The 24,871-nt window shown below is 39.3% G+C and carries 23 protein-coding genes; all 23 read right to left on the bottom strand.

Annotated features, from left to right (window positions below):
• Positions 1 to 15: 15 nt before the first annotated feature.
• The gene (mazG, locus tag NST21_RS00350) at positions 16 to 1,488 is read right to left on the bottom strand and encodes a nucleoside triphosphate pyrophosphohydrolase (protein ID WP_340887264.1); all 1,473 of its coding nucleotides are present in this window, start codon (positions 1,486 to 1,488) and stop codon (positions 16 to 18) included.
• 4 nt (positions 1,489 to 1,492) lie between these two features.
• Positions 1,493 to 3,103 carry a putative polysaccharide biosynthesis protein gene (locus NST21_RS00345; protein WP_340887262.1) on the bottom strand — a complete coding sequence of 537 codons (1,611 nt, stop codon included), beginning with the start codon at positions 3,101 to 3,103 and terminating at the stop codon, positions 1,493 to 1,495.
• 222 nt (positions 3,104 to 3,325) lie between these two features.
• Positions 3,326 to 3,862, bottom strand: a complete 537-nt coding sequence (gene spoVT, locus NST21_RS00340; RefSeq protein WP_053348988.1) for a stage V sporulation protein T — start codon at positions 3,860 to 3,862, stop codon at positions 3,326 to 3,328.
• A gap of 190 nt (positions 3,863 to 4,052) precedes the next feature.
• Positions 4,053 to 7,589, bottom strand: coding sequence for a transcription-repair coupling factor (gene mfd / locus NST21_RS00335; protein ID WP_340887259.1), 3,537 nt, complete (start codon positions 7,587 to 7,589; stop codon positions 4,053 to 4,055).
• Between the two features lie 170 nt (positions 7,590 to 7,759).
• Positions 7,760 to 7,990 carry an anti-sigma-F factor Fin family protein gene (locus tag NST21_RS00330; RefSeq protein WP_056525473.1) on the bottom strand — a complete coding sequence of 77 codons (231 nt, stop codon included), beginning with the start codon at positions 7,988 to 7,990 and terminating at the stop codon, positions 7,760 to 7,762.
• A 98-nt stretch (positions 7,991 to 8,088) separates the two neighbouring features.
• Complete coding sequence (gene pth / locus NST21_RS00325; protein ID WP_056525474.1) at positions 8,089 to 8,649, bottom strand: aminoacyl-tRNA hydrolase; 561 nt, start codon at positions 8,647 to 8,649, stop codon at positions 8,089 to 8,091.
• 260 nt (positions 8,650 to 8,909) lie between these two features.
• Complete coding sequence (locus NST21_RS00320; protein ID WP_056525475.1) at positions 8,910 to 9,548, bottom strand: 50S ribosomal protein L25/general stress protein Ctc; 639 nt, start codon at positions 9,546 to 9,548, stop codon at positions 8,910 to 8,912.
• Between the two features lie 201 nt (positions 9,549 to 9,749).
• On the bottom strand, positions 9,750 to 10,502 hold the full coding sequence (locus NST21_RS00315) for an ATP-binding cassette domain-containing protein (RefSeq protein WP_057217161.1): 753 nt from the start codon (positions 10,500 to 10,502) through the stop codon (positions 9,750 to 9,752).
• A 13-nt stretch (positions 10,503 to 10,515) separates the two neighbouring features.
• On the bottom strand, positions 10,516 to 11,295 hold the full coding sequence (ssuC, locus tag NST21_RS00310; RefSeq protein WP_056525480.1) for an aliphatic sulfonate ABC transporter permease SsuC: 780 nt from the start codon (positions 11,293 to 11,295) through the stop codon (positions 10,516 to 10,518).
• A complete protein-coding gene (gene ssuD / locus NST21_RS00305) occupies positions 11,264 to 12,436 on the bottom strand; it encodes an FMNH2-dependent alkanesulfonate monooxygenase (protein WP_340887256.1) in 1,173 nt (390 codons plus the stop codon). The genes ssuC and ssuD overlap by 32 nt, the downstream gene beginning before the upstream one ends.
• A gap of 13 nt (positions 12,437 to 12,449) precedes the next feature.
• A complete protein-coding gene (locus NST21_RS00300; RefSeq protein WP_340887254.1) occupies positions 12,450 to 13,430 on the bottom strand; it encodes a sulfonate ABC transporter substrate-binding protein in 981 nt (326 codons plus the stop codon).
• A gap of 338 nt (positions 13,431 to 13,768) precedes the next feature.
• Complete coding sequence (locus NST21_RS00295; protein ID WP_061440331.1) at positions 13,769 to 14,722, bottom strand: ribose-phosphate diphosphokinase; 954 nt, start codon at positions 14,720 to 14,722, stop codon at positions 13,769 to 13,771.
• Positions 14,723 to 14,737: 15 nt separating this feature from the next.
• Positions 14,738 to 16,111 (bottom strand): bifunctional UDP-N-acetylglucosamine diphosphorylase/glucosamine-1-phosphate N-acetyltransferase GlmU, encoded by a 1,374-nt coding sequence (glmU, locus tag NST21_RS00290; RefSeq protein WP_340887251.1) that lies wholly within the window; start codon positions 16,109 to 16,111, stop codon positions 14,738 to 14,740.
• Positions 16,112 to 16,798: 687 nt separating this feature from the next.
• Positions 16,799 to 17,095, bottom strand: coding sequence for a septation regulator SpoVG (spoVG, locus tag NST21_RS00285; protein ID WP_034316332.1), 297 nt, complete (start codon positions 17,093 to 17,095; stop codon positions 16,799 to 16,801).
• A gap of 201 nt (positions 17,096 to 17,296) precedes the next feature.
• Positions 17,297 to 17,671 (bottom strand): RidA family protein, encoded by a 375-nt coding sequence (locus tag NST21_RS00280; protein ID WP_053348999.1) that lies wholly within the window; start codon positions 17,669 to 17,671, stop codon positions 17,297 to 17,299.
• A 12-nt stretch (positions 17,672 to 17,683) separates the two neighbouring features.
• On the bottom strand, positions 17,684 to 18,508 hold the full coding sequence (purR, locus tag NST21_RS00275) for a pur operon repressor (protein WP_340887250.1): 825 nt from the start codon (positions 18,506 to 18,508) through the stop codon (positions 17,684 to 17,686).
• Positions 18,509 to 18,569: 61 nt separating this feature from the next.
• Positions 18,570 to 19,439, bottom strand: coding sequence for a 4-(cytidine 5'-diphospho)-2-C-methyl-D-erythritol kinase (gene ispE, locus NST21_RS00270; RefSeq protein ID WP_053349001.1), 870 nt, complete (start codon positions 19,437 to 19,439; stop codon positions 18,570 to 18,572).
• 323 nt (positions 19,440 to 19,762) lie between these two features.
• Complete coding sequence (locus NST21_RS00265) at positions 19,763 to 19,939, bottom strand: small, acid-soluble spore protein, alpha/beta type (RefSeq protein ID WP_053349002.1); 177 nt, start codon at positions 19,937 to 19,939, stop codon at positions 19,763 to 19,765.
• A gap of 151 nt (positions 19,940 to 20,090) precedes the next feature.
• Positions 20,091 to 20,342 (bottom strand): biofilm formation stimulator Veg, encoded by a 252-nt coding sequence (gene veg, locus NST21_RS00260; protein ID WP_034316343.1) that lies wholly within the window; start codon positions 20,340 to 20,342, stop codon positions 20,091 to 20,093.
• A 312-nt stretch (positions 20,343 to 20,654) separates the two neighbouring features.
• Positions 20,655 to 21,533 (bottom strand): sporulation peptidase YabG, encoded by an 879-nt coding sequence (yabG, locus tag NST21_RS00255; RefSeq protein ID WP_340887247.1) that lies wholly within the window; start codon positions 21,531 to 21,533, stop codon positions 20,655 to 20,657.
• A gap of 210 nt (positions 21,534 to 21,743) precedes the next feature.
• Complete coding sequence (gene rsmA / locus NST21_RS00250; RefSeq protein ID WP_053349004.1) at positions 21,744 to 22,622, bottom strand: 16S rRNA (adenine(1518)-N(6)/adenine(1519)-N(6))-dimethyltransferase RsmA; 879 nt, start codon at positions 22,620 to 22,622, stop codon at positions 21,744 to 21,746.
• Positions 22,615 to 23,178, bottom strand: a complete 564-nt coding sequence (rnmV, locus tag NST21_RS00245; protein WP_053349021.1) for a ribonuclease M5 — start codon at positions 23,176 to 23,178, stop codon at positions 22,615 to 22,617. The genes rsmA and rnmV overlap by 8 nt, the downstream gene beginning before the upstream one ends.
• Before the next feature lie 283 nt (positions 23,179 to 23,461).
• A complete protein-coding gene (locus NST21_RS00240; RefSeq protein WP_340887244.1) occupies positions 23,462 to 24,616 on the bottom strand; it encodes a ubiquitin-like domain-containing protein in 1,155 nt (384 codons plus the stop codon).
• Positions 24,617 to 24,871: the final 255 nt, after the last annotated feature.

Raw genomic sequence — 24,871 nt, 5'->3', positions numbered from 1 at the left:
AATTCTCTCCTTTAATTAAAGTCCTTTAGTTTTTGCCTCATCCCAATATGAATCCAGTTCTTCTAATGTATAATCAGCAAACTTCTTGTCTTCCCTTTGAATACGCTCTTCGATATATGTAAAACGCTGGTGAAACTTCTGGTTTGCTTTATAGACAGCTTCTTCTGCTTGTATGTCATAATAGCGCGAAATGTTGACAATCGCAAAAAAGAGGTCTCCCAATTCGGATTTGATCCGGTCGATATCGGGATTCGGGTTCAGTATCTCATCTTCAAGTTCCTGCACTTCTTCTTTAACCTTTTTCCACGCTTCGGAAACCTCATCCCAGTCAAATCCGACCTTCGCAGCCCTTTTTTGATACTCCTCAGCACGAAGTAAGTTTGGCAGCGATTTTTCTATACCATCTAGAATGGATTGTGGAACATTTTTCTCGCTTCCTTTTTCTTCTTCCTTGATTTTCTGCCAGTTCACTAAAACATCTTCTTCACCGGTCACTTCTACATCTCCGAACACATGAGGGTGGCGTCGAACCATTTTTGCTGTAATTCCTTCGATCACATCATCTATAGTGAACATGCCCTCATCCTCTCCGATTTGCGCATGAAGCATCACTTGAAGGAGTACGTCCCCTAGTTCACCAATCATGCCCTCATCGTCCTCGGCATCAATGGAATCAATAAGTTCGTATGCCTCTTCTATTAGATATTTCTTCAAGCTTTGATGAGTCTGTTTCTTATCCCAAGGACATCCGTCAGGTCCCCTCAGTTCCGCAATGATCTGTCGTAACTTAGAAAATTCACGATACTGTAATGCATCTTCTTTAACGGGCGGCACATAGACACTCGTTAAGTTACTTAACTCCATTTGGCGGTCCAGTTCATAAAGTGCACATTTTGTTACTTTTTCCTGGCTACTGCCTGCCGCTGTAACGATATATACCTCGTAGTCATCTGGAAGCTTTTCCATCAAAGTCAACTTCACATTGGACGCACTGAACGCGTCATACACCTGCCCGATTATCATATGCTGTCTAATATGCAGGTCATCTGGTGAAAGAGCAGTTCCATCTAGAAGCTGAAATCCTTCAATTGGGTCAATTTGAACGGCCTGAAATAACGGGTCAAGAAAACTTTGTCCTCCCTCTAGCTTAATAGCAATACCTCTAGCTGGACCTTTCTCTAGCAAGAGTTGGACTGTTTTTTCTGCAACCATTGGATGCCCTGGAACCGCGTACAGAACAGAACTATTTACAGCTTCTTGTAATAATGCTTCTGAAATTTCTTCGTATACCTCTTCAAATTGATCGTGTTTTTCATATACCTTGTCAAAAGCAGTGAACTTAATTCCTTCAATTGTTAAATCTCGGATCACCGGATGATCTATCGTCCGGACGAAGCATTCTTTTGTCTTTGTTAATTTTTTATAAATCCCAAATGGAAGCTGGTCTAAATCGCCTGCCCCGAGTCCTATTATAGTAATCTCATTCATGATTTCATTTACTCCTATTCGTTATGATAAATCGTTTAAACTTTGACCCTACAGGTATAAAGGAGAGTTCTTCCTGGCTAAATAAACCTGCCCGAATGACTGCCATAACAAAAACAACTGCACCAATTCCCACACCAATCAATGCCTGAATTGTAGCTAACAGTCGGCTTTCATCTGGCAACACCACTTGAAATACGGTGTTGAATAACAGAACTGATGTGCCCATGTAGACCGTACTCTTTAAAATTATAAACAGCTGCTTCTTTTCAATTAAAGGTTTTTTTATATGTACTTTCAATACTATATAAAACAATACAGTCATGATTATAAAGGCAAGTACTGTTGCTGAGGCTGCCCCTGCAATTTTGTAACGGGGCACAAGAACAAGGTTCAACGCCCATTTGCTGCACACCCCTACAATCGTAATGATCACCGGGGCAATCGAATACCCTAAACTTTGAATAACTGCCGCTTTCGCCATAATGAGCGATGTAAATAATATCGATAAGGAGAAAATTGCCAAAGTAATTGTCCCCTTATCGTCAGTAAACAGCATATAATTGACAGGTTTCATTGTTACTACCAACCCGATAGCGGCCGCCATTCCAATAGTCGCACTTACACGCAGTGCTAATTTTATCTTATTAAGTAATTCCTGTTTATTTCTCCTCTGAACGAATCCAGCAATAACTGGTACAAGTGCCAATGCAAAAGAGTTCGCCACGACTGTCCCTAGCTGAAGTAAGGGCTGTCCACGGTCATAAACCCCTTTCCATTCTTTTGCTTCTATTTCTCCCATCCCCGTTTCCCTTAATAGAGAATACAGGTGCAGTGAATCAACGAACTGAAACAAGATTAGAATAAGGCCCGTGATGCAAAAGGCCAAACCTTGAAAGATTAAAGCTTTGGAAATCCTGATGAAAATTGCCGGTTTGATTTTCATTTTGGAAAAAAGCTTCCGTTCTTCTCTTAAGAAAACGAAAACAAAAAGCAGTACCAGTCCTGTTATGCCACCCGTAATCGAACCAAAGACTGCTCCCTTACCGACATCATAATCGGAGTAATCCCAATACACCAATAGAGTAGACAACACCAGTATTGTTAAAACCCGGATACATTGTTCAGCGACCTGCGAACTTGCTGTAGGGATCATGTCGTTTATTCCTTGGAAGTAGCCCCTTAAAACAGAAGAAAATGGCATTAATAAATAGGAAAAAGCAATGATTTTCAGCAGACCTGATAGTTGAGGATCTTTCATCATCCCGGCAATCCATTCTGCCCCTAGTAACAGTGCAATAAACATCATGATCCCTATCGAACATAAGACGACAAACGAGGTCAATAAAATATCTTTAACCGCAAAACTATTTTTAGAAGACTCCCGTTCTGCAATTAGTTTAGATATGACAACCGGGAAGCCTAGTGTAGAGAGCGTTAAAGCAACCCCATAAAACGGATATACCTGCTGATAGATATAAAACCCGATATCTCCAGCTATGTTTTGATAAGGAATGCGATAGGCCGCGCTCAAAATCTTTACGATAATCGCGGCTGCACTTAGGATTAACGCACCCCTGAAAAGTTCTTTTGAAGTTTTGTAAGGCTTTGCAGCCATTTTTTTTCCCCTTTTCACTCATATGTGGTAGTAATTATAGCATAATTGAGTGGTTGTTTTTCATAGGTTAACCATACTGTTAATGATTTTCCAATTTCCACAAAGAGGCTTGGACCTCCCCGCTTTAAATTTTCCTCCATATTTTTTTGACTTTATTAAAAAACAAAAAGGACAGCGATTGCTGCCCTTTTTACATCCAAAAATATAATGGCATGTCCTAACCTATTGTTCCATTTGTCTAGCTAGGAAACTTGCTGCTGTTTCAACCGATTTCTGTTCCACTTCACCTAATGTTCCTTCTTTAGAGAAAATCAAGACGGCACCAATCGGGTCACCACTCGCAATGATTGGAGCTGCTGTATATGATTGAATCTCTTCATCATTCGAATCCACGAAGGAAATCTGTCCATTTGGAGATTCCAGTACGGGATTTCTTTCTTCCATAATTTTTTCTACTAGTTCACTAACACTTTTATTTAAGTATTCTTTTTTAGATCCACCTGCCACTGCAATGTAAGTATCCCGGTCACAGATCATAACTGGGTTTCCAAGGCTATCATAAAGTGCTTCTGCATATTCTCTTGCAAAATCGCCTAATTCACTAATAGGAGAGTATTTCTTTAAGATGACTTCTCCATCTCTGTCCACAAAAATCTCTAATGGATCACCTTCACGAATGCGGAGAGTCCTTCGAATTTCTTTCGGGATGACAACTCTTCCTAAATCATCAATTCGGCGAACGATACCAGTTGCTTTCATCTAATGTTGCCTCACTTTCCTCTAATTGATTTGATAAATCCTCTTTTCGTAGCAAAATCAACACCAGCTATTGTACTTAGTATTTTTCTAATGGTAAGTTCTATGCACTTTGAAAAAATTTTTCTTTTTGATACACTTTTTTACCATAACATCTTAAAAACAGACAACTTCAAAAAGACAATCTTTTTCTTTAATTTTTTGTTGCTTGAATTTCTTTTTTTACATGTTGTAAGCCTTTAGCCATCTCAAAGAGGATGTCTAACCACTTGCTTTGTTCTACACCTTTAATGTGTAAGACAAGCTTCATTCGATTGCCATCCATACCAAAGCCAACCATACGGCCGTACTTTGATCCTAGCTCAAATACCTTTTGTCCATCTACGCCGCTACTTACTTTTTCCCTGAGAAGAATGCTGATTTCCTGCTTCAATTGCTTAATGCTTTCAATTCCAGCTTTTTCAGCATACACCTTCATTTCAGCAATTAGAAATAAATAGGCGACTTCATCAGGATATTCACCGAAGCGATCGAGCATTTCATCTTGTAATTCTTCCACTTCTTCTAGAGAAGTAATGCCTCTGAATCTTTTATACATTTCGATTTTCTGATGTCCATCCGCTATGTAGGCATCAGGGATATACGCATCTACTTCAACGTCAATTTCAAGTGAAGCCTTTTCTTCAACTGGTTGATCATTACGTTTCGCCTCTACAGCTTCTTTCAGCATTTGAGAGTACAAATCAAAACCGACTGAATCGATGAAGCCATGTTGTTGAGCTCCTAGTATATTCCCAGCTCCCCTGATGGATAAATCACGCATCGCAATTTTGAACCCTGATCCCAATTCTGTAAATTCCTTAATGGATTGGAGACGTTTTTCTGCTACTTCCGTCAAAACTTTATCTTTTCTGTAAGTAAAGAATGCATATGCTACCCGATTGGATCGCCCAACACGACCACGCAGCTGATAAAGCTGGGAAAGTCCCATTCTATCTGCTTCATTCACAATAAGCGTATTGACATTTGGAATATCCACACCGGTCTCTATAATAGTTGTACTTACTAAAACATCGTATTCGCCTTCTAAAAATCCAAACATAACAGCTTCTAGTTCCTGCTCAGACATTTGCCCATGTGCATATGTGACGCGGGCATCTGGCACCAACATGGAAATTTCTTCTGCTTTTCTTGCTATATCTTCTACCCGATTATAAAGAAAATAAACCTGACCATCCCTTGCCAATTCTCGCTCAATCGCTTCTGTTACCAGCGAGCCATTATACTCCATTACATACGTTTGGATTGGGAAACGGTTCTCTGGAGGTGTTTCGATGACAGACAAATCCCGCACGCCAAGCATGGACATATGGAGAGTCCTTGGAATTGGCGTCGCTGTCAAAGTCAATACATCGACATTGGTTTTTAAGCGTTTGATTTTTTCCTTATGCGTTACGCCAAACCGCTGTTCTTCATCAATAATAAGTAAACCTAAGTCTCGATACACAATATCTTTGGATAAAATCCTGTGCGTACCCACAACGATATCCACCGTTCCAGCTTTTAATCCCTTTATCGTTTCCGTTTGCTGCTTTTTCGTCCGAAAACGACTCATAAGCCCAATCGAAATGGGATAGTCCTGAAAACGCTCTCTCAATGTTTCAAAATGCTGTTGGGCAAGGATAGTGGTTGGAACGAGAAAAGCAACCTGCTTGCCATCCATAATAGCTTTAAAAGCAGCGCGAATAGCTACCTCTGTCTTCCCATAACCGACATCACCACATAATAAACGATCCATTGGCCTTTCACGTTCCATATCTTTTTTAATCTCTACAATAGAACGCAGTTGATCTTCTGTTTCGTTATAGGCGAATGATGTTTCAAATTCCCTCTGCATATCCCCATCAGGTGAAAAGGCATAACCCTTTGCCGCTTCCCTTTCTGCATACAGCTTGATTAAATCATCCGCAATATTCTCAACAGATGATTGAACCTTGCTTTTAACACGTTTCCATTCCGTCCCGCCTAATTTGTAAAGCTTCGGCTCCTTGCCTTCGGAACCGACATATTTTTGGACAAGATCAATTTGGTCAACTGGTACATACAGCTTGTCATCCGCCTGATACCGGATATGTAGATAATCCTTATGAACTCCATTGATGGTTAGCGTTTCAATCCCCAAATATTTCCCGATACCATGGTTAACATGAACGACATGGTCACCGATTTTCAGTTCGGAATAACTCTTTATTCGTTCCGCATTCGATAGTTTCTGCCTGCGAATTGATTTTTTAGATTTCTTATTAAATAATTCCGTTTCCGTAATAATACTAAATTTTTGCATAGGTAATTCAAAGCCACTGTTAAGGCTCCCGCGTAAAATCTGTACTTTCCCCGGAAGAATACTGTTCGCATCAAAAAGCTCTGCCGCTTCAATATCATAATCCGCTAAAACCGAATGCAGCTTTTTCACCCGTTCATCATCCTGGCCTAGTATAACGACTGTATACTTTCCTTTTTTCCAACGTTCCAGTTCAGTTTTAAACACGTTCATCTGTCCATGGAAATTTTGCATCTGTTTACTGGCAAAATTCAGGATATTCTGAGGATTTGTATGCGGTACATGCCGTAAAAATAATGAAAGATACACAAACGGCCTGTTTGATTTCATAATTAATTCATGCATGGGATGAGCCAATTTAATATCATGGATAATCTGCCCCTGACTTAAAAGGTCGGTATACCATCCTGCCTCTTCCTTTTCCAAAGAATCATTGATTTCCTGGATTCTACTGATTTCATCTAAGAAAACTAAGCCATTTACAGGTAAATAGTCTATTAAACTAGCGGGTTCCTCATAAGCTAAACTTAAGTATTTAAAGATTTGGTCGGGCTTATTCCCCATTTTCAGCTGTTCAAGTTCAAAGCTGATCGTTTGAACCAATTGTTCCTTTGTTTTTTCATCTTTAAGCTTTTTCAAACTTTTACTTAATCCGCTTTCGAGTTTCGATATAATTCTTTCAATGTGCCTTTCTTCTAGCAAGGCCTCACTAACCGGACCGATTGTCACTTTTTGGAGCTTCTCAATTGATCGCTGATCTTCCGTAGAAAAGGTTCTAATGGAATCTATTTCCGTATCAAATAACTCAATTCGCATTGGATTAGGTTCCGTAATCGGATATATATCGATGATACCGCCCCGAATGCTGAATTCTCCTGGAGAGGCAACCATTTCCGCCCGGTTATAGCCCATTGCAATAAATTTATTAAGCGTTGGGTCAAGTTCAATTTCTTCCCCTAGTTTAAAAGTAAGCTGATGCCTCTTCCAAATATCCTTTGGAGGAAGCACACGGCGAACCCCAGGAATAGGCGCAATGACAATCCCTTTCTTTCCCTCCGTCCAAAAATTCAATGCCTCTACACGTTGGGCTCTTAATTCAGGACTGGCTACACTCAAATCAGCAGCAATTAACTCATTGGCGGGATAAATATATAGTTCATCCTCTGGGATAAAACTGGATAAATCCTCATGGAATTTTTGTGCTTGCAATAAATTATGGGTTACTAATAAAATCGGCCTGTTCGTCTTTTCATATACGGCCGCCAGCAGAAGTGATCTCGAAGAACCTGTTAGACCAGATACTATTTGTTCCTTAAGTCCCTCATCAATGCCGGCTATTAACGAATGAACATCATCTTGTTTGGAGAATAAGTTTTGCAATCCATTCACAATCTGTCCCTCCTCTCTTTAACGTGCGAAAACCGTTTCAAGTCCTTGTATTTTTAACCTGGCATATTCAGCCAAGGTCTCTCTTTATAACTGGCTCATTCTCTATCTTCATATCTTTAAAACAAAACAAACGGAAAAATGCTTTGGATTTTGTCCAAAGCCCTCTCCCGCTAATGAATAATATAATCGCTTTCATATAATTCAGGGTTTCTTTGCAGCGATTCATGACAATCTTCACATATCGCCCTCACATGCATATCTCCCTCAGAATCATAAACGATCATCTCTTGACGCTCTTCATCAGTAAGTTGATTAAAACCTAACTGCTCCGTACTCAGTGCGTGTGCCTCGATAGAACCTAGCTTAGTTCCACAATGTCGGCAACGATAATGGAGAGCCATTTGGTAACCCCCTATTTTGTAATAGTGTTAGTATGTACAAAAGTAAGGGGGATTTATTCAGCGAAAGATTTTATTCTTTACTTATATCTACTCTTAGCTTATTGGTTATATTCGTTCATGACCTGTATAAATGGTTTTTCCAACCAAGCTTCACAAGAAGCGGCGCTTTTTTCAATCGTAGCCCCGACATGATTCCATTCTTCTTGGGAGAAACGCCCCAATACATAGTCAGGTACCGGAACATGGCCGATCGGGCGACCGATACCTATTCTAATTCGGTTAAAATCTTGTGTACCCAAATGAGAAATTGTAGATTTTATTCCATTATGACCGCCTGCACTTCCTTTTTGACGAAGACGGATTCTTCCTGGCGGTAAATCGAGGTCATCATATATAACAACCACATCCGCTATTTCCACCTTAAAGAAATGCATAACGGCCGAAATCGATTCACCTGATAAATTCATGTAGGTTAGCGGCTTAAGTAATAAAACCTTTTCTCCCCGTACCATTCCTACACCATAGATTCCCTTATGCTTGGCTTGATCGAGTGAGATCGACCACTTTTTAGATAACTCATCTATTACTTCAAAACCGACGTTATGCCGTGTTTTTTCATATTGTTTACCTGGGTTCCCTAACCCTACAATAATTTTCATGATTCACACTCCGTCATTACCGATATTTAGGGAGTTACGTGTGGACGAAAATTCTAAGATCAGAATGACCTTAGAAAAATAGTACCTCAATTTCAAGCTTACCTGCAAGCGACCGGAGAACTAATTAGAAATAAACTCTATTTAAAGAAATCAATTCCTAATAGTTACCAGATGTAAATGGACGCATCCAGAAGTAGAAAAGACGTAACTCATTAAGAGCTACGCCTATTATACCATGACTTACTTGTTTAATCCCGGCATCATGACTCTGGTGAAGCCTTAGTCTCCCTGCCTTCTTCATTTATAGGAATACCGCCATCTTGCTGTTCACCTGTACTAATTTCCTCTTCCTGACGAGGCGCCAATACGGAGGCAACGACTTCTTCACCATCGTTGTTAATTGTAACTTGCTGATTTGTTTGAATGTCAGATATGTAGATTGTATCGCCGACCTGAAGCTCAGTAACATCAACATTAATGGATTCAGGAATATCATTAGGCTTAGCCGTAACCGTTACTTCATGAAGAGACTGCTGTAGGACACCACCGTCTTTCACCCCTTTACAGACACCGGTAAGGTTGATGCGTACTTGTGCCTGTAATTGAGCAGACATATCTACAATTAAAAAGTCAGCATGATAAATGAAATTCTTTATCGGATCCTTTTGATAATCAGAGAGCATGACTTTAAATTCAGTTCCATTCAAGTCAAGAGAAATAATACCATTTCGTCCTATTTCTTTCATTGTTTTTTGAAGTTCAATATTATTGACTGAGATGGCCGTATTGCCGTTTTGATTACCATATACAATAGCCGGTATTTCTCCGCTTTCTCTCAAGTTCCTTAAATTAGAGTGTTTTAAATCCGTACGTTCTTTTGCAGCTAATAAATTACTCATACATCCTCCGCCTTCCTAAAATATTAATTACAGGTTCACTATAATTAACAGTTCCCTAAATAGCGGTGTATTAAACATGAAAGGAATGACAGAAAGCTCTAATATGAACTTAAACGTATGATAAACAAAGAAAAGTATCGAATGGAATTCTTTTTTCCTCACTCCTTTCAGTATTTATCACAGGTTTTTCAATTACAGACTTTATGCATGAATCGCCTTTTTTTCTACCTGCTCCTCAACTTGCATGACTCTATTAAGAATTTGGCCAGCCAAGGATGAGTAAAGAATATTGTCCTTTTTCCGTGGCCTCGGTAGATTAATTTCCTTATTCATCACCACTTTGCCTTCTTCAATTAATATGACCCGGTCAGCCAGCGTAACCGCTTCTTCCACATCATGTGTAACGAGTAAGGCAGTAAAGTCTCTTTTTCTCCATAATTCTTCAATTAACCTTTGCATCTCGATTCTTGTCAAAGCGTCCAGCGCCCCTAATGGTTCATCCAAAAGAAGAATGTCAGGTTCGTTCACCAATGCCCTAGCTAAGGCAACCCTTTGTCTCTGCCCTCCCGATAGAACCGATGGCCATTCATATGCTCGGTCTGCCAGCCCCACCTGCTCTAGTAGCTCTATAGCTTTTGGCTTCCAATCCCCTTTTAAACCAACACCAACATTTTGGAGAATTTTTTTCCAAGGGAAAAGCCTCCCATCCTGAAACATCGTGCGGGATGATCGATTCAGTCCGTTTAATGACTCGCCATCCACCAGTACCTTCCCGTCCGTTGGTTCATCCAGGCCTGCCGCAAGACGTAGTAAGGTACTTTTCCCGCATCCACTCTTGCCGACAATAGCTACGAATTCCCCTTTTTTAAAAGTAAGGTCTATTCCCTTTAAAACTTCAAAACCTCCAAAATCCTTCCTAATATTCTGCAGCTCCAATGAACTTCCACTTTTCATATAAAAGGCCTCCTCATTGGTATGATGGATGCCATTTCAAGCATCTTTTTTCTATTACCTTGGCAAAAACATCTGATATTTTCCCTAATAAAGCATATAAGAGAATACTGAGTACAACGATATCCATTCTCATGAATTCCCTGGCATTCATAGCCATATACCCAATTCCAGAATTGGCGGATATTGTTTCCGCGACTATTAATGTGACCCACATAATTCCAAGCGAAAAGCGGATGCCCACTAAAATGGATGGAAAAGCTGCAGGGAGAATCACATTCCAGAATAAAGAAAAACCGCTTAACCCATAAACCTTCGCCGCTTCAATTAAACCTTTATCGACCGACTTCACACCATGAAACGTATTTAAATAGATCGGGAATAGAACTCCTAAGGCAACTAGGAATATTTTCGCTTCTTCCTCAATACCAAACCAAAGAATTACGAGCGGAATCAAGGCTAAATGTGGGATGTTTCGCAACATTTGAAGCGAAGTATCGAATAATGTTTCAGCAATGGATGAAAGCCCATTTAACATACCAAGTACAAAACCAATAATCCCACCAATCAAAAAGCCGATTAAGGCACGCTGGGCACTGATGCCGATATAGCCTATAAGTTCTCCTGTTTTCAATAAAGCAATGCCTGCTTTAAGTACTTCAGTCGGGGCAGGTAATATCCGATCCGACAGAATGCCCCACAATGACAGCAACTGCCAAGCTACCAGTAGAAAAACAGGTACAAGCCACGTTATGAAAGGGAACTTATTGAACTTTTTGTTTAACTTTTTCTTCATGTTTATTTTCACTTCCTTTTGTAGGGTAGTGGTCGTTGGCTAATATTTCTCCAAATGGACTCGTAGCTTTTGACACGGGACCTTGCAGCTGTTCAACAGGGAGTATAGGGAATAACAGTTCCGCCACTCGGTATGCTTCTTCTAAATGAGGATAGCCAGATAAAACAAAGGATTCTACCCCAATTTCCTCATATTCTTTCATGCGTGCAGCAACGTTCTCTGCGCTTCCGACTAATGCTGTACCGGCGCCACCACGCACAAGACCTACACCTGCCCATAGGTTAGGGCTGATTTCAAGGGAATCCCTACTGCCGTTATGAAGTTGGGACATCCTCTTCTGACCAACTGAATCAAACCGCTCGAAAATCCTTTGTGAATTTTCAATCATTTCATCATCTACATATTTAATGAGTTCATCTGCTGCCTGCCAAGCCTCTTCTTCTGTTTCCCTTACAATGACATGCATACGGATACCAAATCGAACTTCGCGGCCGTACTCTGCTGCCTTTTTACGAACTTTTTCAATTTTTTCAGCCACTTGTGCTGGTGGTTCACCCCAAGTTAAATACACATCAATATGCTTTCCTGAAATATCAATGGCCGGGTCAGATGAACCTCCAAAGTATAGTGGAGGGTAAGGTTTTTGTACCGGAGGCAACAGAATATTCCCACCTTCAACCTTCAAGTGCTCCCCTTCAAAATCTACCTGTTCTCCAGACATTTCCGCTCTCCAAATATCCAAAAATTCATCTGTTAACCTATAACGATCCGTATGGTTCAGAAATACACCATCTCCAGCCAATTCGACAGGATCTCCTCCAGTTACTACATTGATTAGAAGGCGACCACCCGACAACCGGTCAAAGGACGCAGCCATCCGGGCTGCCAAGGTCGGTGACATTAAACCTGGACGAATGGCTACTAAAAATTTCATTCTTTCCGTTGCAGATATTAATGAAGATCCCACTACCCAGGCATCTTCACAAGAGCGTCCTGTTGGAAGTAATGCTCCTTCAAACCCTAGATGGTCAACCGCCTGAGCAATTTGCTTCAAATAAGGAAGTGTAATAGGTCTCCCACCCTTAGTTGACCCTAAATAACGACTTTCTCCATGTGATGGAATAAACCAAAATACTTTCATTTTTATTTCCCCCTTAATTTTTTTTAACATCTATTGATGCATCGAAAACATTTACTTCGGTTGGAATTAATTTAAGATTGTAAAATGTATCAGCAATTTTTTGTTGGTCGTTCAGAGCCGTTTTTGAAATTTCCTCTAGTCCATATTCTTTTCTTTTTAATGTTTTATCTAATGTCTCAACACTCATCCCAATCTCTGGAGCTAAGAACTCTGCAACATCCTTTGGGTTTTCTTCTATCCATTTATCTACTTTTTTCAGTTCCTCTTTAATAATCTTCAAGACTTCTTTATTCTCTGCGAATGTATCAGTTGCCAAAAAGAATTCGCGATTCGCCACTAATCCTTCTCCATCCTGAATTGTTTTTGTTTCAAGTTCTAGTTCCGCTGCGGATAAAAACGGGTCCCATATTACCCAAGCATCAATCTGATTTCCTTCAAAAGCGGCCCTCGCATCAGCCGGTGGCAAGTAGACGGGCTGAATATCATCAAGAGTAAGATCCGCCTCCTCTAATGCTTTAACTAATAAATAATGAACATTGGACCCTTTATTCAAGCCTACTTTCTTGCCTTTTAAATCTTCCACACTCTTTATAGGCGAATCCTTTTGCACGACTATGGCTTCTCCTGAGGGGTTTGCTGGCTGATTAGCCACATAGACAAGTGGGGCCTTAGCAGCCTGTGCAAATATCGGTGGTGCCTCTCCTGTGTGCCCAAAATCAAGGCTTCCAACATTCAAAGCTTCAAGTAGCTGAGGCCCAGCAGGAAATTCAGTCCACTTAACGGTATAACCCACTTCTTTTAAACGTGTTTCCAGCTCTCCTTTTGATTTTAAAATATTTAATGTCCCGAATTTTTGATAGCCGATTCTGATAGTCTTATCACTTTCTTTTACGTCAGCACTCTTTGTACTGCTTTTTTCCTGCCCACATGCTCCTAATACCAGCATAATGATGCTAAGAATACTCAGTATCCACACATTGCGTTTTTTTTCCATACTCTACACCCCTCATTAAACTGATTTGTATAAAATAAAAAGCTCCTTTTCTTCACCAAAAGTACAATAGGTCAAAAAGATGCCTAATGTGAGATGGTAAGTGAAAAGGAGCCTTCGGTAGCCCGATCGGCCATTTAATTTGTGAGCTTTTTTCTTACTCAGAACCAGAAAGAGAGTTTTTTCTTTAGATTCATAAAATATAAATTGAATATGTATACATATTAATATCAGTATTCGCACCTGTCAACTAAGAATTGATTTATTTTCGGAATAATTCAAATATTTTATATAAAAAAACATGGCGGACACTAGGCCCACCATGTTTTCTTTATTTTTTATCAATCAAATAATGTGCTAACAGATTGTTCTTCATGAACACGAATAATTGCTTCCGCAATCAAAGGAGCTACAGAAAGCCCAACAATTTTATCGATTTTCTTGTCTTCAGATAGAGCAATCGAATTTGTTACGACCAGTTCCTTGATAGTTGAATTTTGAATCCGTTCGATAGCAGGGCCTGACAGGACTGGGTGTGTACAACAAGCGTAGACTGCTTTCGCACCATTCTCTACAAGTGCATTAGCTGCAAGTGTAATAGTACCTGCTGTATCGATGATGTCATCAATCAGGATTGCCGTTTTTCCTTCAATATTACCGATGATGTTCATGACTTCAGCCACATTCGGTCTTGGACGACGCTTATCGATAATAGCAATCGGTGCTTTTAAGCGATCTGCCATTTTACGGGCACGCGTTACTCCACCGTGATCCGGAGAAACGATGACAATGTCACTTAGATCTTTTTCTTTGAAGAAATCAGCTAAAATTGGAACTGCAACAAGGTGATCAATTAGAATATCAAAGAAACCTTGGATTTGTGGCGCGTGTAGATCCAATGTGATGACACGATGTGCACCAGCTGTTTCTAAAAGATTCGCTACAAGTTTAGCTGTAATTGGTTCACGAGCACGTGCTTTACGGTCTTGTCGAGCATAACCGTAATAAGGCATTACTATGTTGATTGTTTTAGCTGAAGCACGTTTTAGAGCATCGATCATAATTAAAAGTTCCATTAAATTTTCATTGACTGGTTGGCTTGTTGATTGGATTACGTAAACGTCACAGCCACGAATACTTTCTTCAATATTAATCTGAACTTCACCGTCACTGAAACTTGTTACGCTACATTTTCCAAGTTCAACACCGATTGCAGCAGCAATTTCTTGAGCTAAATCAAAGTTTGAATTTAAAGAGAATACTTTTAAATTAGGATCTAAATACTGATTTGACATGATGACCTCCGTGGGTTAATTATTAAATTTTAACTTCTTCACATAATCTTCTTTGTTTACTTGACGAGCACGAGCAACAGATAAAGCTTCCTGCGGTACATCTTGAGTGATGGTTGACCCGGCAGCTACATATGCCCCTTTTCCTATCGTTACAGGTGCAACAAGATTAGAATTACAGCCTATAAAAACATCGTCTTCAATCTTCGTCAAATGTTTATTTGTACCGTCATAATTCACGGTAATAGATCCGCAGCCAATATTAACATTCTCTCCAACCTCTGCATCTCCAATATAACTCAAATGAGAGGCTTTGCTTCCTTTACCAAAAACGGTTTTTTTAATTTCGACAAAATTACCGATTTTAACTGAATCCTGAATATCGGATTGAGGTCGAACATGTGCAAAAGGACCGATTTTAACTGAACTTCCAATACTGCTTTCGTGTACAACCGATTGTTGAATCTCAGTTCCATCACCAATTTCACAATCACTGATCTCCGAATTAGGACCAATCAGGCAATCCTGCCCGATAATACTTTTCCCTTTAATCAATGACCCAGGATAAATAACCGTATCCTGCCCAATTTTCACATCAGCTTCAATAAACGTTGTAAGTGGATCGATAATCGTTACACCATTTCTCATATGTGATTCATTGATACGACTCCGTAGAGTTTGCTCAGCCTGCGATAAAGCCACTCGGTCGTTTACACCCAATGTCTCATCAAAATCACTTGATTGAAAGGCTGTCACCGATTCGCCTTCTTCTTTTAAAATTTCAATAACATCCGGCAAATAATATTCACCTTGGACATTATCATTTGAAACTTTTTTCAGCGCGCTAAATAATGCCTGGTTATCGAAACAATATGTACCGGTATTTATTTCCTTAACATATCTTTCTTCATCGGAGGCATCCTTATGCTCGATGATTTTTTCAACCAGGCCGTTCTCACTGCGAAGAACTCTTCCATAGCCATCCGGATTATCCGCATATGCTGTCAGAATCGTTGCTTTCGCCTTACTTTGCTCATGCAATGTTATAAGCGCTTCCATCGTCTCTGCTTTGATTAACGGTGTATCTCCGCAAATAACAAGGGTAATTCCGCTTTTATCGGATAAAACGTCTCCCGCTTGCATTACAGCATGTGCCGTGCCTAATTGCTGCTCTTGTAATGCATACTTGCAAGAATCACCAAGCTGTTCTTGAACTTTTTCAGCTCCATGGCCGATAACTGTTACAATATCTTCTATCTGAAGTTGATTGACTTGATCGATAACATGTTGTACCATTGGTTTTCCGCAAACAGGGTGTAAAACCTTGTAAAGCTTAGATTTCATCCTAGTACCTTGCCCAGCGGCCAAAATTATTGCATAGCGATTACTCATAACAGGCCTCCATTTTCACCTTTTTATCCACTAAAAATATTATCTCAAATAGTGATTCATTTCAAGGTAACAATTAAAAGTACATATAATTGTCAACAGCTAATTCAAGAAAAAGTTCAATTTTCTACCTACTCGCAAACTTTATTTTTGATGTTTTAGTATTTATTAAATCCTTTAAATATTAATTATTTGCCTACAAAAATGAGATTTTTTCATTATCCCCTTAATGGCTAGAAGTACACAAATGATATCTCCTCACCCTTTTTAATACATTCCACTCCTTATGTTAAAGCATTGCTACAATTGCATTTTGCCCTATGTAAACATCATTTAGAAGCACAACCACTGTTGTAAACTTCCATTCCGAATCCGAGTTACCTAATCCTTTCACATTCAGACTTTCACAGGTTACGTTAACATTTTTACAAAATAGTTAAAATGCCCTTTAACTAAAAATAATAAAAAATTAGTGTGTCCAAAAATGTTTAAAAAATAAAAAGAGGGGGTATTTAAATTTTTGAAGATATTAACATTAATAATACAAAATAAGACAATAGTGGAACAAAAAGCAATTATGGTTGCTAAGTAAAAAAACTATTCTGTTTTGAAACAATAAAAAAGAGCACTACTTATGAAGTAGGCTCTAGATGCACGAATTTTAAATTTAAAGTTCAAAATTAAGAGTGATTAAGAAGCTCCAGCTCCCGCTTCCTCTAATTCAGTTTCAAGTTCTCCTAATCGATGATATTCTGTCAAGACAGCTTCTTGAATTTTCCCGCGTGTAGAGGAATTGATTGGATGTGCGATATCTCGGAATTCTCCATCTGGAGTTCGTTTACTTGGCATTGCTACAAATAAACCATTGTTTCCGTCGATTACACGAATATCATGAACCACAAATTCATTATCCAGTGTAATTGATGCGATAGCTCTCATACGACCATCCGTATTCACACGGCGTAATCTTACGTCAGTTACTTCCATTTAAGCTCACCATCCCTTTTTGTTGTTGTTAAAACTTAAAGTACATATTCAACAAAAAAACGTGAACTCCTTCTATTATCTGTAAGTTTTTTAGAAAATTCAGCCTAGTTTTAAAAAAAAATAAAAATCCCCCTTAAATTCCAGGGAAAATGCCCATGACGAATTCCCCCTAAAAAAGAAGACAAAATAAAAAACGCCCGTTTATTTAACGAGCGCAACCACTTCTATTTCCACTAGTGCATCTTTAGGAAGACGTGCAACCTCTACACAAGAGCGTGCAGGCTTATGACTTGAAAAATATTCCCCGTATACTTCATTAATTGAACTGAAATCGTTCATACTTTTAATAAATACTGTAGCTTTAATGACTGTTTCTAAAGAGGCGCCTGCTTCTTTCAATACAGCCTGAAGATTTTTAAACACTTGATGTGTTTGTTCTTTAACATCTCCTGTTACCATTTCACCAGAAGCAGTAAGAGGAATTTGACCTGAACTGAAAAATAACTTATCTACGATCACGCCTTGTGAATATGGACCAATTGCAGCTGGTGCTTCATTCGTATGTATCGTTTTCATGAAAAATTCCCCCTAATTCTTTCTCGTAAGATAATTGCCACGACTGACATTTATTTTCTTATCTCTTTCAACTACCTGCGTCAATTTAATTAATGAAACATAGTCCTCTACGAGACATTCTTCTGTATGTTCGGATTCCACTAGCACGGCAATTCCGGCAACGGTAGCCTTAAATTCATCCAGCAAGCTGACCATACCATTAATCGTACCTCCAGCTTTCATGAAATCATCAACAATCAATACATTCGAACCCTCTACCAGACTTCTTTTTGAGAGCACCATTGTCTGAATTCTCTTTGATGAGCCAGAAACATAATTAATACTCACTGTAGAACCTTCTGTTACTTTATTATTTCTTCTTACTATGACAACAGGAACATTCAAATAATTTGCCACTGCGTATGCTAATGATATCCCTTTGGTTGCCATTGTCATGATGACTGAGACATTTTTTTTAGCATACATGGAAGCGATTATTCTGCCAACCTTATTCACCGTTTGCGGATGTCCTAATATGTCGGTCATATACAGATAGCCGCCCGGAAGTAGCCTTTCAGGACTAGCGATTGTATCGCATAGTTCATCTATAAAGGCATTGGCTTCATCTTCCTTGATGGAAACAATATATTTCACTCCACCCGCGGCACCTGGCACGGTCGTTAAAGACCCTATACCGCGTTGTTCAAAGGTATCTTTAATGATTGTTAAATCCTCACTTATCGAAGATTTGGCAGAACTATACCTTTCAGCAAAGTAGGTCAGCGAAACAAGTTCCCCTGGATGTTCTAATAAATAATTTGTCATATCGACTAGCCTCTCGCTGCGACGAAATTTCATTGAAACACCCCCTTTGTAAATTCCGAATATTATATTGCAACTATACCATTAATGTACGTATCTATTCAAGGTCGTTTCGATCACCTAACAAGCGCACTGCATAGACTTGATCACAAAATCCACGAAGACCATTATAAATTCTTTGCATGCGGGAATCATGTTCCACCAAACCAAAAACGGTCGGACCGCTTCCGCTCATTAAGACAGAATCTGCACCAAATGTCTTCATTTGATCTTTAATATTCGCAACCTCGGGATATAACTGCAACGTCACTTGCTCAAGTACATTCCCCAAACCTTGGCAAACATCTTGATAGCTGCTTTCCTTAATGGCTGAAATCATACTAGGGACATCAGGATGTTCCATTTTTGCAATTTGCAGCCTTTTATAAATATCAGCAGTCGATACACCGATTGTCGGTTTAGCTAAAATAACCCAGCATTTTGGCGGTGCAGGAAGATGCGTGATTTTTTCCCCACGGCCTCTAGCCAACGCCGTACCCCCATACACACAAAATGACACATCAGAGCCAATCTCAGCTCCAATTTCCGCAAGCTCATCCATAGAAAGACCAAGCTTCCACAGTCTATTCAAACCTCTTAATGTAGCAGCGGCGTCACTGCTTCCACCTGCAAGTCCAGCTGCTACAGGTATATTTTTCTCTATAGTAATAGAAACACCTTTATTAATTCCAAAACGTTCCTTTAGGATAAATGCAGCTTGATAAGCTAAATTCCGATGATCATCCGGAACAAATCGATTATGGGATAGAATCTGAATGTGATTCCCCTTTATTTCTTTTAGTTCAATTCTATCGGCAAGGTCGACTGTCGTCATGATCATTTCTACCTCATGATACCCATCAGGCCGTTTGAAAAGCACATCCAAAGCCAAATTAATCTTAGCCGGGGCTTTTTCCATAAGCTTCAATATGTCCACCTACTTTAACGTTCTTAAAAGTTCTTGTCCTATTTTATCATATTTGTTTATATTCTAAAGGTTTTTTCATCGTAATTTCAATGTATTGAAGTGGAGATTGAACTATAGAGGGGAATAGTCACCTATAGACACTTGGAAGAAGGGATCGCCCCTACTCCCCAAAAAGAGTTAATATGCAGCCGATTTGTATTGATCCATGTATAAAAAAACCAGACTCCATATCTACAATGTAAGCATAAATGAATATGGCTATACATTGTAGAAAGAGTCTGGCCTTGTTTATAAGGACAGCATGATTCCATTTAGTGTTTGTCTTACTCTTTATCCACCAATTGACGTTGTGCTTTTTCGACAGCTAGTTTTACCATGTTTCCTGCGTCCCGAGCTCGAATTCCTCCCCAGCCCTCTTTCTGGACAACATCGTAAAATCCAAGTTCTTTTGCCAATTCCTCTTTAAAACCTTCTGACATAATCCCTTTTTTTCTACTCAAGCGAAACAACCCCTTTCACATGCTGTCACATGCCTAGTGTTTGCATCATACGCTATTTCATAACACCCTTTTTCATCCTAAACTAGTTAGTATTAGATATTTAACACAAAACAAAAAGCAGCAAACATAATTGTTCGCTGCCTCCTCTAAGTTACATCTCTTGTTGTTTGTTTAAAAATGTTAGTTCCACGGTTTCCGTTAAAACATCCGCATAGCTGTAAGATACTCTTTCAAACGCATTTTCATCTTGGTCGAGCTCAATTACAAAAACAGCCGGATAAGTTTCCGCCAAAGTTCCAAAACGTTCTACAGTCTTTCTTCTTCCACCGTTTGCTTTTAAAAGCAATCTTTTACCTAGGTTTGAATCAAGTGCAGTTTTAATATCAGCTAGAGTTTTTGGCATTTTCGGTCCACCTCACTAAGTTTAGTATATCACAAATTGTAAATATACGCAAACAAAATAATAAATTATATCAGCACTTAAAAATGTAGTCAATATATTTTTACCTGAAATTCGGCAAAATCGCGAACATTTTTATTATATCCTGGTAAATGAGAAAATATGTAAACGAACTATTCATTATAAAATATGCCGAATTTTCGTAAATAAATCCACTTCTAGGCTCTTTTCATCTAGAAAAAGCAGACTATTTGTTATGATATCCGAATTCTAACATGATAAAAGCGAGCTGCATTCTTTCAAAATGCAGCTCGTTTATTCTTCCTGAAATGGCTTAAAGGGAAGCCCTGTCCGCAGCACCCCTTTTGTTTCAACTCCACCTAAACCTTTCTCTCCCGTTAACGTATTCCGAAGAACATCCCATACATGGATATGTTCTATAAAAGGCGTAAAGCTTACCTTCCCGACAATATATACTGGATCAAGAGCATGTATATTAACACGTGAAGGTGAGCTTGCGAAATTGGCCCCAGCTTGGATAAGGGATTCAAAATGGGATTGACAAGCTCCCGCAAATATAATCAATTGATCCAAATGAGATACCTTCTTCCTCGCCTCTCGTACGGTCTGTACAAAGTCCCTTGAGTGACGATAGGCATTGATATCGCTCATTGGTCCTTTTGATTTAGAATAGGCATCATGACCAGTGACAACAAGGATATCCGGCCTGTAATGGTCCAATAACCCCCCTATTCGCTGGGACATTTCCTTTTCGTTGCAATAGACACCGTTAACTGGAATACCGAATTTCTGATATAAATCCAGGCATTTCCTAAGGTAGGAAGCATCACCGTCCACATGAAGCACCCTGCCTGGTATCTGAAAATATTCGCCACTATAGCGGTACCCATTACTGGATAGATAGCCGCTTTTTTGTTGCTGCAGCTCTAAGTCCTGTGTTAATAAGCGGTAAGATTGTTCCTGAAGTACCTCATTGGACCTTTGTCGGACATTTCTCTCATTGTCATTTATTATCATTAAGTCTTGAAAAGGTGCATCTGCAATCAATCGGATATCTTCCCCATAAAGAATCGCTTCACGTCTTCCATCAATATCACGGATATCGATTACTCGAAACAACACGTCGCATTTATAAGAAACCCGACCAACAATATCGTTTATTTGAATATTCATGGCCTCACCCCATGAGAAGACTTATTTTCAGCCCGCCCTAGATTATTTTCATTCTTAAGTTATGCGAACCATTCTTGAAAGGTGAAAGTAAAGGAGACTACATATATCTATAGGAAGAAGAAGTCTATTCCCCTAAGGCTATGCTTAGATAAAAAAAAGCCGGAAGCTGGGAGTAGACCCGTTCCGACTAAAACTTTTTTAACATTTACCTTATTTGAAATTCGGCAATAACGCATCACTCAAGCGGCCAAATTCCTTAATGCTTAGTGTTTCACCACGTCTTGTTGGATCCACGTCTGAGGCTTCGAGAGCGGCAAGGATAAGTTCTTTTTTCGATTTCCCATCTGGCAGTTGACTTGTTAAGTTATTTAAAATCGTTTTCCGACGTTGCGCGAAGCTAGCCCGGGTAACAATAAATAAGAAATCCTCATCTTGTACTTCAACAATCGGCTTAACCCGCTTAGTCAGACGTATTACCGCTGAATCGACATTAGGTTGCGGCATGAAAACCGTTTTCGGCACAATCATCACTGTTTCTGCTTCGGTATAATATTGGATGGCGATGGATAAAGAACCATATTCCTTTGTCCCAGGTTTAGCAGCAATTCGATCAGCCACTTCTTTTTGTAACATACACACAATGCCTCTTATGGGAAGGTTCTCAGACAAAAGCTTTAAAATAATAGGCGTTGTGACATAGTAAGGTAGATTTGCAACAACCATCAAGTCTGAGATATCAGCGAATTCCTCTTCAATGACCTTTTTTACATCCGCTTTTAGAATATCCTCATGAATGATGTTCACATTGTTATAAGGTGACAGTGTATCCGATAAAATCGGCAGTAAACGCTGATCAATCTCAAAGGCCGTTACTTTTTTGCTACTTTTCGCTAGTTGTTCCGTCAAGGCGCCTATTCCCGGCCCAATTTCAATGGCGCCGCTTTCCTCTGTCAACTCAGCATGATCGACAATGCGTTTCAAAATATTCGTATCAATTAAGAAGTTTTGGCCTAAGCTCTTTTTAAAAGAGAATCCGTGCTTCTTTAGTATTTCTTTCGTTCTGACAGGGGTTGCAATATCCTTATTCATGTTTTTCCTCCTGATTTATCTGTACAATTGCTTCATAAAAAGCCTCAGTTGATATTTGGAACATTTTTAATCTCTTATATAACTGTTTCCCATTTGTAAAACCAATCTTCAAGATAGAGCCAAGTCTTTCCCTTCGCTCTTTGGCACCTGATCCTCCGATTAAACCTGCATCTATTAAATCCTGCTGTGAAATCTCTTCTGAAGCCTCTTCATCCATTAATTGAGCGTCTTTCAGGGCATTACGAATCGCTTCAGGGGAAGCGTGCTCTACACCTATCCCTCTCCCAGACTTAGGAAGTGCTTCTTTTTTCGTTAAAAAGGCATGTTTACAGCCTTTTACTTGTTCTGAAATTATATTCCTGATTTTTTGTCCAGGAAAGTCCGGATCTGTAAAAATGATAACTCCTCGTGTCTCTTGTGCAAGCCTTACCTGCTCAATGCAGGATTCATTCACCGCAGAACCATTCGTTTCTATTGTATCAGCATTAACAGCCCTTTTTATCGCTACCGTATCATCTTTACCTTCTACAACAATTATTTCTTTGATTTTTTTCATGTTTTCCTCCATACAGAAAAGCGCAAGCACTTTGATTAGCTCTTTAAAACGGACTTAACTCAGATAGACCAATTACCTTTTGAGTCATCGTTTTTCCCATGAGTTAGAATCTATAACTAGACACCATTGCTAAATAAAAATAATTTTACCGCTTATTGTGGAAACCCTATGACTTATTGAATCGTCTATCTTATTAAAACAGTTTTACACTGGGGTTTTCAACAAATGGAAAATAAAACGTCAAAAAACAGGAGACAATTTATCTCCTGCGAGAGAAACCTTATTAGTTCAATACGCGAATCTTTACTTTCTTTACACCCCAGCGATATGCATCATTTTTTGAGGAAAAGAAGACATCTATCCTATTTCCCTTTATCGCTCCGCCTTTGTCAGCAGCTACTGCATAGCCATAACCTTCTACATATACTTTCGAACCCATTGGAATTACACTTGGATCGACCGCAATAATTTTGGCATCAGGATTACTCTTAAGGTCCACACCCGTTGAAGTAACACCTGAACAGCCCTTACAACTTGCTGTATAAGCCGTTGATGAAACATAAATCTCTTTTCCACTTGTAGAATTAACGTTACTCGCTCCGCGTGATGCCTGAGCAACCGTCGTTTTTGTTCCGACCGTTATAACCTTATCCTGCTTTTTATTTACGACTTTTTCTGAAAGTAATTTTCTTTTGACCTCTTTGCCATTCTCCTTAACAACTTCATATTTCTTAGAAATGAGTCCGTCTTTTCCTTCTTTGACGATATTCTCTTTCCCTTTCGATAAGGAATCATCTTTTTTAGTTATGACAGCAAAGTCCACTGGTTCTTCCACTACATCGGTGACTTTTTCAATTCGAATAACGTTTACCGTATTCTTAGCTTCAACTTTTTCGACTAATCCCGGCTCAACTCGATCCAAATCATTGAGCTTTACACCTTGTTGCTTTAAAAAGTCAGCGACAGTAGTCGAAGTTGACCATACCTGCTTTTCGTTTCCACCTACCACTAATTTTAGTGAAAATGCCTTATCGATGGCAACTTCCATATTTGCTTCCATCTTCGTGTTTTTTGAAGGTGTGATTTTATCCTTCTCATTCACTTCAAGGTCTTGTTCCTTTAAAAATTCTTCCACCGTATCGGCTGTTGACCAAACCTCCTCAGTCTCTTCATCTTGTACCAAGGTAATTTTTTGAGCAGGCTTCCAGACCACTTCTAGATTATCCTCTACCTTACTGTCTCCTGAAGGGTGGACATAGTCCGCGGCTTGTACGGTAATCTCTAAATCTTTTAACATATCATTTACAGTAGCTGCGTGTGTCCGCACTACCTCTTTTTTTCCGTCCAGCATTATTGTAACAGTATGCTTTGTTCCTTGATGGATTAGTATTCCCAGTGCCGTAGAGACAAGAATCGCACTGCATATTGCAATTGCCATTCTCTTCTTCCCTAGCTTGGGAATAAGGTTTTTCATAGTTTTTAATAGAATGAAAAACTCCTCCTTCCTCCCGGTGATTATATAGACATAGTTATCAAGCTGTCAACCCATTCACTTCTCATTCAGGAAATTACTACCTATTATGCATATTCTCTATTGAAAAGGAAAGGGCGAATTCTCGACATAATATGCCTATGATAGGAGTGAGATTTGTAGAAACCTTAAAAAATGCGTTTTTAGTTAGCAGACCCCGGG

Source organism: Peribacillus sp. FSL K6-1552, assembly GCF_038005205.1.
Taxonomy (GTDB): Bacteria; Bacillota; Bacilli; order Bacillales; family DSM-1321; genus Peribacillus; species Peribacillus butanolivorans.
This window is presented reverse-complemented; position numbering and strand designations above follow the sequence as displayed.